Source organism: Halobacillus sp. A1, from assembly GCF_024189295.1.
Classification (GTDB): Bacteria; Bacillota; Bacilli; order Bacillales; family Halobacillaceae; genus Halobacillus_A.
The window spans coordinates 227,845-242,361 of the sequence record NZ_JAIZEN010000003.1 but is presented as its reverse complement, the minus strand read 5'-3'; the positions used below and the strand labels follow the sequence as shown (position 1 = coordinate 242,361).

At 41.6% G+C, this 14,517-nt stretch carries 9 protein-coding genes; 3 read left to right on the top strand and 6 right to left on the bottom strand.

What is annotated here, in order from left to right:
* Positions 1–163: 163 nt before the first annotated feature.
* Positions 164–2,122: an AMP-binding protein gene (locus LF817_RS05585; protein ID WP_253934787.1), complete on the bottom strand. Its 1,959-nt coding sequence runs from the start codon at positions 2,120–2,122 to the stop codon at positions 164–166.
* Positions 2,123–2,479: 357 nt separating this feature from the next.
* Here LF817_RS05585 and LF817_RS05580 point away from each other — a divergent pair, with 357 nt between their 5' ends.
* Together LF817_RS05580 and LF817_RS05575 are read left to right on the top strand one after the other, a co-directional pair.
* On the top strand, positions 2,480–3,628 hold the full coding sequence (locus LF817_RS05580) for an NAD-dependent epimerase/dehydratase family protein (protein ID WP_253934786.1): 1,149 nt from the start codon (positions 2,480–2,482) through the stop codon (positions 3,626–3,628).
* A 13-nt stretch (positions 3,629–3,641) separates the two neighbouring features.
* Positions 3,642–4,805, top strand: a complete 1,164-nt coding sequence (locus LF817_RS05575) for a glycosyltransferase family 4 protein (RefSeq protein WP_253934785.1) — start codon at positions 3,642–3,644, stop codon at positions 4,803–4,805.
* An 854-nt stretch (positions 4,806–5,659) separates the two neighbouring features.
* On the opposite strand, the gene LF817_RS05570 is transcribed toward LF817_RS05575, so the two are convergent.
* From LF817_RS05570 to LF817_RS05550, 5 genes are all read right to left on the bottom strand, one after another.
* Positions 5,660–6,640, bottom strand: coding sequence for a phosphotriesterase family protein (locus tag LF817_RS05570; protein WP_253934816.1), 981 nt, complete (start codon positions 6,638–6,640; stop codon positions 5,660–5,662).
* An 846-nt stretch (positions 6,641–7,486) separates the two neighbouring features.
* Positions 7,487–8,659 carry a saccharopine dehydrogenase family protein gene (locus LF817_RS05565; RefSeq protein ID WP_371925000.1) on the bottom strand — a complete coding sequence of 391 codons (1,173 nt, stop codon included), beginning with the start codon at positions 8,657–8,659 and terminating at the stop codon, positions 7,487–7,489.
* Positions 8,660–8,693: 34 nt separating this feature from the next.
* Positions 8,694–10,196 carry an aldehyde dehydrogenase family protein gene (locus LF817_RS05560; RefSeq protein ID WP_253934783.1) on the bottom strand — a complete coding sequence of 501 codons (1,503 nt, stop codon included), beginning with the start codon at positions 10,194–10,196 and terminating at the stop codon, positions 8,694–8,696.
* 18 nt (positions 10,197–10,214) lie between these two features.
* On the bottom strand, positions 10,215–11,867 hold the full coding sequence (locus LF817_RS05555; protein WP_253934782.1) for a thiamine pyrophosphate-dependent enzyme: 1,653 nt from the start codon (positions 11,865–11,867) through the stop codon (positions 10,215–10,217).
* The gene (locus LF817_RS05550; RefSeq protein ID WP_253934781.1) at positions 11,867–13,042 is read right to left on the bottom strand and encodes an aminotransferase class I/II-fold pyridoxal phosphate-dependent enzyme; all 1,176 of its coding nucleotides are present in this window, start codon (positions 13,040–13,042) and stop codon (positions 11,867–11,869) included. Before LF817_RS05550 ends, LF817_RS05555 begins: the two co-directional genes overlap by 1 nt.
* Positions 13,043–13,327: 285 nt before the next feature.
* On the opposite strand from LF817_RS05550, the gene LF817_RS05545 reads away from it, so the two are divergent.
* A complete protein-coding gene (locus tag LF817_RS05545) occupies positions 13,328–14,515 on the top strand; it encodes a CaiB/BaiF CoA transferase family protein (protein ID WP_253934780.1) in 1,188 nt (395 codons plus the stop codon).
* Positions 14,516–14,517: the final 2 nt, after the last annotated feature.

Sequence of the window (14,517 nt, the reverse complement as noted above, 5' to 3'; positions counted from 1 at the left end):
ACTGAATGGAGCACAATAATAAAGAACTTGGAAAATGTTTTTTTAAAAAAATATAAATAATGCAATAGAAAAAATGAAATTCCGACCATACGGAATTTCATTTTTTACTACTACTATCAACATTGAACTTTAACAGAGTCTTTATTGAACTTTAACAGAGTCTTTATTTAAAGGCGTGCTGCTGACCGATTTTTTTTATTTCTTCGACCGTCTCCGGGTTTTCAAGTGCACTTAAGTCTCCAGATGGTTTCCCTAAATATGCTGATTTTATAGCTCTTCTCATGACTTTAGCATTTCTTGTTTTAGGAAGATCGGATACGGAAAAAACTTTTTTAGGCGCTAAAGCTTTTCCTAATTTATGCGCCATAAATTCCTTGATCTCCTCGAATAACGCTTCATCAGCTACTGCTTCACTGCGCAGCACGATAAACGCAATCGGTTCTTCTCCTTTAATATCATGGGGGACGCCGATAACACCTGCCTCAATAATCTCTTTATGGTCAACTAATACTGATTCGACTTCAGCAGGGCCGAGTCGTTTACCTGCCACGTTCAGTACGTCATCTGAGCGTCCTGTTATTGTATAGTATCCTTCATCGTCAACCGTCACCCAGTCTCCGTGAAGCCAGGTATCTTCAAAACGGCTCCAATACGTTTCTTTGTACCTCCTATCATCCTCGAAGAAACCATTAGTCATCCCGACCCACGGCTGTTTAATCACGAGTTCCCCGACTTCATTCTTGAGTGATTCTCCCTCAGGGTTGTAAATATCAGCATCCATACCAGGCAGGAGAGCGTTGAATGTGACAGGTTGTATCGGTTTAACGAGGACATTGCCGAAAATTCCTCCAGAAATTTCAGTACCACCTGAATAATTGAAAATAGGAATCTTTGATTTTCCAACCTTTTCAAAGAGCCACAGCCACGGCTCTGGGTTCCATGGTTCTCCCGTTGAGCCGATTAATTTCAGAGAAGATAAGTCGTGTTTCTCTATCCAGTCGACCCCGTGCTTCATCATGGAGCGGATTAAAGTAGGGGAGATGCCTAAATGAGAGACTTGATACTGTTCTACCATCTGCCAGAGACGGTCAGGCTCTTTGTAATCGGGCGTACCTTCAAACATAACGATGGAAGCACCATTTAAAAGACCCCCGTAAACGAGAAACGGCCCCATCATCCATCCCATGTCTGTGTACCAAAAAATGGTATCCTTCTGGGTGACGTCCATGCAAATTCCAGCATCGAACGCCGCTTTTATCGGGAATCCTGCATGGGAGTGTAATACGCCTTTAGGCTTGCCTGTGGTACCCGATGTATAAATCAGCATAAAGGGATCATTTGATTTCATATGCTTCGTGTCGTAGCTTGTAGGTTGATTTAACAATGAGTTGAAAGCAACATCACGGTTTTTCTTCCAATTCACTTTTTGATGGGTCCGTTCGACAACGATCATATGTTTTAAATGCTCAGCTTTCTCTGCAGCAAGGTCTGCTTCTTCTTTCATTGAAATGACTTTTCCTCTTCTATAAAATCCATCAGCTGTAATCAAGAATTTAGAACGAGAAGCGTTCAAGCGGGTAGAGAGAGCATCAGCTTTATACCCGGAAAAAGTAGGGCAAATGATTGCACCGATTTTTGATACGGCAAGCATCGCAATCAATGTTTCAGGCAGCATAGGCAAATATAGAGTGATGACATCACCTGATTTTGCTCCTAAGTCTTCAAGACCGTTTGCAAACGCATTCATTTTTATGTTTAGTTCATGGAAGGTGTAGGAATCCTTTTCACCACCGTCCCCTTCCCAGTACAAGGCAGCCTTATGTTTCGTTTTTTCATCGGCTGCCCATTTATCAATCGCATTGTGCGCTACGTTTATTTCTCCACCTGCAAACCACTCAGGATATTGAATACCTCGTTGCAGGTTAAGTGTCTTATCATAATCCTTATACCATTCAACCCCGAGTGTTGATGTAGCCTCATCCCACAGCCATTCGATATCTTCCACTGACTTTTTCTGAAATTCATCGTAATCGTCGTATCCATTCTTTTTCATCCATTGGTAAAGGCGAGTGCTCGCTTTTAACTTCTCGTCAGGTGTCCACACATTCCTATATGTATTCATCATAAGCCCTCCTCGGTTTTAAATGAATTTTCAAAATACTTCTATTTATAGTATAACTGAACATAGGTAATGAATGAAGATTCAACTCTACCGTTTTAAAAAAACAGATATGTATGAATGATCAGTTGAAGATTAAAGGTATAAAAAGGATGTGTGAATTTGCTCAGAAGGGGGATAAGTAACAGGATAATAATTGTTTTTCAATTTATTTAATGGTAAAGTCAAAAACGTAAGAATCAATGGTCATGAAATGTTAAATTATCAAACAATTTTATCTTGATCATTACCAATACTTAATAAAAGAATGTTATCCTAAATTTAAAATGGAAATGTGTCCAAGGAACTAGGAGGTAGATTATGAGAATTATAGTAGCAGGGGGAGACGGTTTTTGTGGTTGGCCGACCGCATTATACTTATCTAAACAAGGTCATGACGTATCAATTGTAGATAATCTGGCCAGAAGAGAGATTGATGAAGAGCTTCATTCTAATTCAGTTACACCGATCGCAACATTAGAAGAGCGTGTTGCTAAGTGGAAAGAGCTGACGGGGAAGGAGATCCGCACGTTTATAGGTGATTTGAATCATTACGATTTTCTACGTGAGGTCTTTCGTCAAACAGAACCAGAAGCATTTGTGCATTTCGCTGAACAGCGCTCCGCACCTTATTCCATGATTGACCGTCAACATGCCGCTTACACGCAGACGAATAATGTGATCGGCAACTTGAATGTATTATATGCTATTAAAGAATTTGCGCCAGAATGTCATTTGATCAAGCTTGGCACAATGGGTGAATATGGAACACCGAATATTGATATTGAAGAAGGATATATCGAAATTGAGCACAATGGTCGTAAAGATACATTGCCGTACCCTAAGCAGCCGGGCTCTTTTTATCATTTATCCAAAGTGCATGACAGTCACAACATTATGTTTGCCTGCAAAATCTGGGGAATACGCGCGACGGATTTAAACCAGGGAATTGTATATGGTTTACACACACAGGAGACACAGATGGATCCAGTACTCGTCAACCGTGTGGATTATGATGGAGTGTTTGGTACTGCATTGAACCGTTTTGTCAACCAGGCAGCTATCGGTCATGATATTACGGTATATGGTTCTGGCGGTCAGACCCGTGCCTTCCTTAATATTGAGGACACTGTACGTTGTGTAGAAATTGCTGCTGAAAACCCTGCTGATCGCGGTGAGTTCAGAGTGTTCAACCAGTTTACAGAATGGTTCTCAGTTAATGAATTAGCTGAGCGTGTTCAGAAGATCGCTAAAGAAGAAGGGTTTACGACTGAAGTCAAAAAAATTGAAAACCCTCGTATTGAAAATGAAGACCATTACTACAATGCGAAAAATACGAAATTACGTGATTTAGGTCTAGAACCTCATCTATTAACAGACGATGTCATCCGGGACATCCTGAAAATATCAGTTGAGAATAAAGACCGAATCATCGAAGAAAACGTCTTACCATCTATTACTTGGAAATAAGGAGTTTTACGCCTTGAAAATCGCCATCATTACAGAAACGTTCCTTCCATCTACGGATGGAGTGGTTACAAGACTGAAAGAAGCTATCAAACATTTAAGGGAACAGGAGCATGAAGTAGTTGTGATTGCCCCGGACTTAGGTGTAACTGAATATGAAGGTGCGATTGTTGAAGGAGTTAAAACAACGACTATGCCTTTTTACCGGTATAGAGAATTTTCTATGCCTCAAAAAAGGGTGAAGAAGCTGCTTTTAAAACATGATCCGGATTTAGTGCATGTTGTAAACCCTGCTCTTGTAGGGGTCTCCGGCGTATATCATGCCAGTAAGCTTAATTATCCTTTAATTGCTTCCTATCACACACACGTACCTAAGTATTTAGAATACTATCGCTTGTATCCGTTCGTTCCTATAGTGTGGTGGTATTTCAGAAAACTTCACAATTACGCCGACTTGAACTTATGTACTTCAAAGGCTATTCAAGGTGAACTGCAAGACAAAAGATTCCACAATGTCCACGTATGGGACCGTGGTGTTGCCATTGATCACTATCATCCCGATCATAAAAACGCCAGCATGCGTGAAAGACTGTCGGCTGGAGAGACGGACAATAAACTCCTCGTGTTTGTTGGCAGATTGGCTCCAGAGAAGGAGATCCATAAGATCAAGCCTCTTCTTGAACAAAGAGACGATCTTTCTCTGGCGATAGTTGGAGATGGTCCTGAGAAGGAAGCCCTTGAAAAGACATTCGCAGGCACAAAAACGGTATTTACCGGACTTCTTCATGGCGATGAGCTCGCACAAGCATTCGCTTCCTCAGATGCATTGATTTTCCCATCAGTCACTGAGACATTAGGGTTAGTCATCCTTGAATCGATGGCTTCCGGACTACCTGTCATTGCAGCTAAAAGCGGTCCGACTATGGAGCAGGTAGAGGATGGAAAAACGGGGCTTTTATTCGAGAATGAAAATACGGAAAGCATGATTGATGCAATCAATCGCCTTGAAGATGTAGAGCTTTATGAAAAATTAAGCAGCAACGCTCGAAAGGAAGCTGAAAATTTCAGCTGGCAGAAACCTTCCGAACAGATTCTGGATTATTACTACAAGACACTTGAGGTTTATCAGGAAAATCAAGCGAAATCCTCTAAAAAGTCGAAAGTTAAGGTCACAGAGTAAAAACTCTGTGGCTTTATTTTTTTGATTAAAAAATTTATTAGTTTGACTTAAAACTTAGTAGCAACTCCGAACAATAAATAAAAAATATCAGTAAAATTATAAAAGAACTATAGGAGGAAAAAGGTTAATTATGCCGTAATTTGCTCATGAGAACAAATGTTCTGTTAGAGGGGGATAAATCGGAGGAAGCAATTAGCTGATGTAACGATATCATAAATGACAAGAGCATTTAAAATAAATTGCAGAATTTATAAATAAGTGAATAGTGAGGCCGAGGTTCATAGAAATAGTTTGAAGCAGCAAACAGTGGATCGAATGACAAACCAAATAAAAGATCTGAGACGAATATATATAGATGGACTGGCAATTCATAAACAAATTAGATAAAGAACGATTATGAGGTTTTTAACAACTAGCAAAAGATACTCATGAAATACAATACCAATGTACATAATTAAGCATGAAAAAGTGCCAACTTATAGAGTTTGACTTAAGATATAGTAGCAACTCCGAAATGTAAATAGAAATACAATCAATAAATTATCGAAAGTCCCAGATGATAGCAAATCAATTATTGTGAAGTTTATCAGAAGCAAAGGGTAATATATAAGATAGTTACACAAAAAGCATGAAGTGTTTAAAACAATATAAATTTTCATTCTGTCTCACTATCAAGAGTATACTTAGTCATTGAGACAAAATGAAGCTTTTTAAATTAACTTCCTATAATATATATTATGTAAACTAGAAAAATAAAAGAAAAAACATTAAAACTACTCTCACTTTTTAGCTGCAAGTTTAATAAAGAAAATCCCCTTAATGTATATCTTACTTAAGGAGATTTCACTGATATTTTAGCGGTTAGTTTCAAAAAGGTCTTTAGCATTCGTTTCAAAAATCTGCTCTATTTGTTTTTCATTAATTCCACCGCTCTCCAGCAATGCCGGCAGAATCCGACGAAATAGATGATCTGGCTGCCAATTTTGCAGCAAACCGGCTACAGAGTCCGGTAAAACAGGATCCCTGCCCCACCATACGTTTACCGTGTCGTGAGAAAGGAAAATTTGCTCTTCATAACCTGCTGCCAGTAAGCCGCTCAAAACAATCAATCTCGATTCATCCATAGGGGCTCCGACAATTCCCTGCAACCCCCAGCGATCCAGTGCAATATAGGCCCCTTGTTTCAAAACTTGCAAGTGTTGATTAATATCAGTTGCTCCACACATATGCCCAATGACAACTTTAGAAAGGTCAGCTCCTTCCTCAATCAATAATTCCGTCTGTTCAGGGCCCATCGTCCCTTCCTGAGTATGTGTAATAAGAACGATACCGGTTTTCTTTTGCGCTCGAACAGCTGCCCGAAAGAACATTCTTTCATATTCGGTAATTTCATTTTTACTTGAAGCTAGTTTGATTACACCTGGCTTAATTCCCGTCCCTTCGATCCCGTTTGTGATTTCTTCTATGAACATTTCATAAATTTCTTCTTCTGCCGTTCCGAGCTGCTGACGGAATTTAAAATAAGGTGTTGCCCCTTCTCCTTCGTAATAAAAACCCGTCGCACACACGATATTTAATCCGGTAGCTTCCGATACGGCTTGCAGCAAGTGAATATTACGGCCACATTCATTCGGTGTAGGATCTATCACTGTTTCAACGCCCTGAGCCTGGATCATCCTGGCTGTCTCGATTCCTTTACTCTTCTTTTGTTCAAAGTCAAAGGTACCAAGTGTGAGATCCCCCTGAAACCCTGGATAACCGAAAAAGAAATGCTCATGAATCAATGTTTTCCCTAGTTTCATAGCGTCAATAGGTCCAGTTACGGTTTCTAACATCCCCAATTACACCACTCCCTTTCCTTTTTAACTCCTAGTGTTATAAAGCTAGTCACTGATTTCAAGAATCGTAACAAATCAAACATACTTACTAGTTAGTATGTAGTTTCTACTATATATTTACTATTCTGAAAATTCAATCGTAATGCTAATGCTTAAAATTACTTGGCTTAAAAGTTAAGTTCTCTTTTTGCTTTAAGTGTTACAGTAGTAGTCACGTTTTCTACTGAAGACGAAGCAGCAAACACCACATCCTGCAGTTCTGTCAGTTGTAAATTCATTTAGTTAAGTTATTTTGTGAGAGCCATAGGGAAATTATATAGAACCATATATTAATTTTGGAGTTGTTTTATAGTAAGTGAAATTCAGAGACCACCACCCTTATTCATAAGGTTATATCAGCTTTTCTTTTTTTGATCATAATCCTGTAACTCTAAAAACAGAAACTAAATCAGAGCAATTTATGATAGAATATCCACCTTGCACTGGCGAAACTGCGATAGGAACAAATGAAGTGTTAGATGAATTGTTTAAGAACTGGCACTAACATACCAAATAAAATGAAAGCCAGTGTTTACCTCACTGGCTTTCATATTGGAAATTTCCAAGGAATTATTGGTTTTGGAGGTTACAAAGCGAATCCCCTCCCCATTTAAACGCTTAAAGCCTCCCCTTCCAAGTTAAAAACGTTGGCAGAAAATTTAAATTAGCAGGATAAGAAAGAACTCTTTATAAGGTTTGTCGTTTAATGTATTATTATGAGGTATGGTTTAATTGTTATTGATTGTTTTTAAATATTGTTCGGAGTTGCTACTTAGTTTTAATAGAGAGCATAATCATTACTTTTTATCTATCAACATCATCTATTCGCCGTTCTGAAATCATTACCCCTCTTTTTGCCATTTCAGTAATATAATGGCCTCCTGGTACAATTTGCTCTGGTGGATATACCCCTTTTTTCGTAATGATTTGACTTCCTATCATTTGAGCTACTACAGAAATGGTATTGGCAGTCGCTCGAGCCATGGCCGTCACTTTATTTGTACGGTCTTTGTACGTAATCATTTCATATTGGTAAGTGGTGTCTTTTCCGTCCTTGACCCCGCCGACACATACTCTAAGTAAAACGGCATCATCTTTATCTTTTAAATCAACGATAGGATCCAACGTTTTCAGCAGAACTTCCCTCGGTTTTACTTGAATACCTCCCACATCCACAACATGGTCATTCCCCGTGAGCTTTAAGTCCACGAGCAATTTCATTTTTTCAGCATGACCTCGATATCTTATCGTTTTGTACTCCAGCGTGTCGATATCAGGAAACGATTTTAATAGGGTTGATGTACCTCCTGACGTATGGAAGGCTTCAAGTGGACCAAAGCGCTCAAAATGTAACTGCTCAAGCTCTGTAAGAGAATCTACTTGCTGCAGCTTACCATTTCTAATGATCGTAGAAGGATCTGTGTAATGATCCAGCAGTCCTTCCATGGAAAATACATGATTATATTCAAGTGGAGGTTCAGGTTGTACTGGAATCCCCCCTACATAAAGCCGGATGTCTTTTACTACATCGAGTTTACTAGCGCCATAACCTGATAGAATATTGATCATTCCTGGTGCTACTCCTAAATCAGGAATCGTCGTCACTTGAGACGCTTTTGCGTTGTTATATAAATCTAATACATGGTCAGTGACGTGACCGATATGCCCTCCTAAGTCTACAGAACTTACGCCTGCTTCGATAGCCGTTTTAGCGACAATTTCATTGAAAGAATAAAATAATGCATTGATGACTACATCATACTGCTTAAGAAACTCGGCAAGCTGCTCTGAATTTCCGGCATCAACTTTATATGCTTTGATTTTCGGGGAACCGAGGGCCTGACAAATTTGCTCTGCTCTTTGCACGTCGATGTCCGCAAGCCCTACTTTTTTCACCCCTGCGCTATTAACTAAATCCCGAGCCGCTTCTTTCCCCATTAATCCCGAACCTAGTACTGCTACTTTCATAGTCTGCACCCCTTTTCACCGGTAATCTGATGTTGTCATTCAATTATTCAACGTCAATTTGCGCTCTTTGCAGTTTTCCGCTGAAGTCTACATATATAGCTTTCCATTCTGTAAAAACATCTAAAGCCGCTACTCCTGAATCACGGTGGCCGTTGCCAGTTCCTTTCGTACCCCCAAAAGGCAAGTGGATCTCTGCACCTGTTGTGCCAGCGTTCACATAAACAATACCTGTATCCAAGTCGCGCTGAGCAGCAAAAACCTTGTTCACGTCTCGTGTAAAGATTGAGCTCGATAAGCCGAATTCCACTTGATTATTAATCTCTATCGCTTCTTCGAGACTGGTAACCGGGATAAGAGAAACTACAGGTCCGAATATCTCTTCCTGCGCAATCCGCATATCAGCAGTTACGTCTGTAAACAGCGTCGGAGCAAAGTAATGACCAGCCGCATGTTCTCCACTTTCCATGACATAACCACCTGTAAGAAGTCTCGCTCCTTCGTCTTTTCCAATATTAATATATTGTTTGATTTTCTTTAGACCACTTTCATTTATGACTGGCCCTATCTTTATCGATTCATCTAGTCCATTTCCAATCGTCAATTTTGCTATTTCAACCTGAAGTCTTTCTTCCAGTTCCTCTTTTAGATCTTCATGGACCATGACTCGGCTGCATGCCGTACATCGCTGGCCGCTTGTCCCAAACGCACTCCAAAGAATTCCTTCAACGGCGAGAGACAGATCTGCATCGTCCATGACAATCACCGCATTTTTCCCGCCCATTTCAAGTGATACCTTTTTCAAGCGCTCGCCGCATTTCGCAGCAATATTCCGTCCTACATCATTGGATCCCGTAAATGAAATCACACGGATATCATCCTGCTCAAGCATAGCTTCTCCAACTGTCGATCCAGGGCCGAATACTACATTGATAACACCTTTAGGCAGCCCCGCTTCTTCAAAGATTTTCGCTAATTCATATGCCATGATCGGCGTTTCGGTAGCTGGTTTCCACACGACAGCATTTCCTGCAACTATCGCAGGGAATGATTTCCACGTAGCAATTGCTATCGGAAAATTCCAAGGGGTTATGATACCGACGACACCGACTGGAGCACGAACACTCATCGCAAATTTATCTTTCAGCTCGGAAGGAGTTGTTTGTCCGAATAACCTACGGCCTTCGCCAGCCATGTAGAAAGCCATATCAATTCCTTCCTGCACCTCGCCGCGGGCTTCTTCAATGACTTTCCCATTTTCCATCGTCAACAATTGAGACAAATCTTCTTTTCTTTCCTTCATCAGAAGCCCTACTCTATACAAGACTTCTGCTCTTTGAGGGGCAGGCACGAGCGCCCATTTTTTCTGTGCTATTTTAGCCGCTCCTGTTGCTGCAGCGACTTCAGCCTCACCGGATAATGGAACCTGTACAAGCGTTTCTAAATTAGCGGGGTTTTTTACATCTGCATACTTTTCAGTAGATGGAAAAAACCATTTCCCGTTTATATAATTACGCAGCTTTTCATCTTTAATTAACTGACGACTCATCTTACATACCTCCTTAAATTAGTGTCTGTTCCGTATTTGTTGAATCGTGGAAGAAACAGTGATTTGATTAGGGTCACTCTCGATTTCAATGAGCGACGGCTTTCTTATACGGATCGACTGAATAAGCGCTTTGTCGAACTCTTCAGCAGTTTTCACATAATAACTTTCCGCTCCAACATCAAGAGCAATCTTAGAAAAAGCTACCCTCCCTAAATCGGTGCCGATCATTTTATGAGGGTAATGCACTTCCTGATGCATTCGAATGGTCCCATACATGCAATTGTTGAACACGATGCTTATGACAGGTATGTCGTAGCGAACCGCCGTTTCTAATTCCTGAATCGTCATCATGAACCCTCCATCCCCTGATAAAGAGACGACGGTCCGATCAGGCAAAGCTAACTTAACCCCTAAGGCGGCAGGCATACCATACCCCATCGCTCCAGACGTAGGTCCGACGTACGTGTTTTTTTGACTGAATTGATAAAACCTATGAAGCCACCCAGCAAAGTTTCCCGCATCATTCGTAATGATCGAATCTTTTGGCAGATGTTTTTGAAGACTTGAAATGATCTGCTCATTGAGGACGACTTTTCCTGCTGTTGGTTTCAGCGATTGTGTATACTTTACTCGACATTTACGTGCCCAGCTCGTCCATTCATTAGGTAAATTCATACTTGTTAGATCCTTAAGGGCTTCCTTCGCATCTGCAACGATCCCGACTTGTGGAGAAAAGGATTTACCAATCGTTTCATAATCGATATCAATATGAATAAGTGATTGAGCCTTCGTAAGAATCGTGTAATCCTGGGTTGTGACTTCTGATAACCTCGTGCCTATGGCGAGCAGAGTGTCGGCCTCCCGCACAATGCTCAGAAGGTTTGGTGTCATTCCCAGACCGAGGTGTCCCACATACAGGTGGTGGTCATTCGGAAATACATCATGCCTTCTAAAAGCTGCCATGACGGGCAGGTTAAAGGATTCTGCAAAATCTGTTAGAGTTTCTTCGCCTCCAGCACTCTTTACTCCTCCGCCGGCAATGATCAAAGGGCGTTTACTGCCTCTTAAAATCTGTTCAATATCCTTGATTTCGTTGCGAGAAGGTCTTGGAGAAGGTTTGGAAACTTTAGTACCAAAATCCATTGCTGCTGTTTCCAATAGCAGATCTTCCGGTAATGATATGACAACAGGGCCTGGACGACCCGTTCTTGCTAGACGGAACGCTCGTTGCACGATTTCCGGTATGCGGGCTGCCTCATTGATCTCTACTGCCCATTTAGCAATCGGTTTAAAAAAATCCTCTAAATCAATCTCTTGAAAGCCTTCTCTTCCTTTGAATCTGCTGTGCACCTGACCGAGAAAGACGACCATGGGAGTGGAGTCCTGATAGGCGGTGTGGACACCAATAGCAAGATTCGAGGCGCCGACTCCCCGCGTAGCCATGACAACGCCTGGTGTCCCGCTGGCTTTTGCGTAACCCTCTCCCATGAAAGAAGCCCCTCCCTCATGTCTCGCTGAAATGAGAGTAAGTGCAGGTTCATCATAAATGGCATCAAGAAGAGGGAGGTAACTCTCTCCCGGCACACAAAAAACCTTCTCTACCTCTTCCAGCTTCAGGCACTCCACAATGGCACGGGAACTTGACATAGACTGGTGCTGTCCATCCCCCATTAGGAAAGCCCCCTTGTCTTCCATTTCTTCATTCGATTCACTGCTTCATGCAAACGATGTTCCGGCGCAGACAGCGAGATGCGAATGAAACCTTCTCCGTTTACGCCAAACGCAATCCCCGGCGTAACAATCACCCCGGCTTCCGCAAGCATTTTTTCAGCAAACATTTGAGAGGTGTACCCTTTAGGAACCTTTGCCCAAATAAAAAAAGTCCCCTTCGGCTTGTCCGCTTTTAGATCAAGTTCTTTAATGGCATCAAGCATGATTTCCATTCGCTTTTCATAAATTCGATTATTTGTTTTTATCGTGGAAAAGTCACTGTTCAATGCAGCCGCTCCTGCTTTTTGAATCGGCAGAAACTGTGAAGTATCTGTATTGCTTTTTACAATCGATAAAGCGTGGATGAGCTCCTCGTTCCCGACGACGTAGCCGATTCTCCATCCCGTCATATTGAAGCTTTTCGATAAGGAACCAAATTCAACAGTCCTTTCCTTTGCTCCAGGGACTTGAAGAATACTTGGGGCACGATAGCCGTCGAATGTCACAAGGTCATAAGCTGAATCATGTGCGATACACAGATTATGATTCTCTGCGAAACTAATTGCTTCCCCAAATGTACCGAGTTCGACCGTAGCACCTGTCGGATTGCTCGGATAGTTCAATAACATCATCTTCGCCCGGTCTACATCTGCAGGAGTAAGCGAATGAAACTGAGGTGCGAAATGGTTTTCCTCATACAAAGGAAGAGGAATAACTCTCCCTTGAGCCAGGTGTACAGCTGATGAATAAACGGGATAACCAGGATCCGGTACAAGGACACCATCCCCCGGATCAACAACTGCTTGAATCAAGTGGGCAATCCCTTCCTTTGAACCAATCAGCGCGAGGACTTCCGATACAGGATTTACGTCGACGCCATAATGTCTTTTATAAAAATCGGCAACGGCTTTCTTGAATTCCGTACAACCCCCGTACGGTGAATAGCTATGGTTCTTCGGATCACTTGCTTCAATAGTTAACGCATCAATAATAAAAGCAGGCGTCGGCAGATCAGGAGCACCTATTCCTAAATCAATCACATCTACTCCCTGCTCTTGTAATTCCTTCTTTTTTTGATGAAACACAGAAAACAAATAAGGAGGCAAACTATTTACTCGTTCTGACCCAAAAGCCATCATTCTCCCCCCAGCTGCGTAATATCCCCCCTAATATAAGCGGACGATTTGTCCCACTGTTCTATCTTATTAAGCGAACAATCGTTTCATGATAGATGTTTTTATGGAGGAGATGGATTCTAAGACATATTTTCAGCCAAAAGGACATACAGTGTAGTGTAAGACGTGCTCATCTTCATTTTTGTTCTGACCGTTCATAAAACCTAGTTGATCCCAAGCCAGTTGGATTCATACACAGTATGGGTTCGGCTGGCTTTTTCCTTATGCAGAAAGGATGTGATGGATTTGAATGCAGCTTTACATGGCATTAAGATACTTGATTTAACACGAGTACTCGCCGGTCCTTATTGTTCGATGATTCTAGGAGATCTCGGGGCCGACGTCATTAAAGTGGAAGCACCGGGCGGCAGCGACGAAACGAGACAATGGGGTCCACCCTTTCAACAAGGGGTAAGTGCTTATTACTTATGTGCGAACCGAAATAAGAGAAGCCTCACAGTTGACTTGAAAACGAAAAACGGTAAAGAAATTATTGAAAAATTAACCGCTGAGTGTGATGTCGTCCTCCACAATTTCAAGACAGGTACGATGGAGCGGTTAGGTCTTGATTACTCGGCATTACGTAAGATCAATCCACGTATCATTTACTGTTCTATTACGGGTTTTGGCGAAACGGGTCCGTATAAGCATTTGCCTGGGTATGATTTTATTGTCCAGGCCATGAGCGGTTTGATGAGTATTACAGGCAGTGAGTCATCAGGACCACAAAAGATGGGTGTTGCCATTTCGGATATTTTGACGGGTCTGTACGCGTGCATAGCGATTCAGTCGGCATTACTGGAAAAAACGCAATCAGGTAAAGGGCAGAAAATTGACTTATCCTTATATGATTCCGCGGTGAGCTCACTTATCAATATTGGAAGCAACTATTTGATGTCGGGAAAAAATCCTGAAAGACTAGGCAATCATCACGCGAACATCGTCCCCTATCAGACATTCCGTTCCCGGGACGGCGAAATGGTTATCGCCATTGGGAATAACCATCAATTTGTTTCCCTTTGTCACTTGATTGAACAGCCGCATTTATCATCTGATCCCCGATTTCAAACGAATGCGGATCGAGTAACCAACCGTAAGGAACTCTCAGCGATTCTTCAGTGTGCATTTGAACAACAAACAACCCTATATTGGAAGGAGAAATGCCAGGACGGTAACGTGCCATTTGGCGCGATTCAAACTTTGGAGGATCTCGTATCAGATAAACAACTTCATGCCCGTCATATGTTCATGACCGCCGACCATCCGAAAGCAGGAACTATAAAAATGATCGGAAGCCCTTTGAAACTGTCAAGAACCCCTGTTGGTTTCAATCGTCATCCCCCCGAACCGGGTGAGCATAACGAGGAAATCTTACAGGCTCTCGGATATGACCAGAAAACTATTGAAGAGTTAAAGAACAGTCGTACGATTTAAGG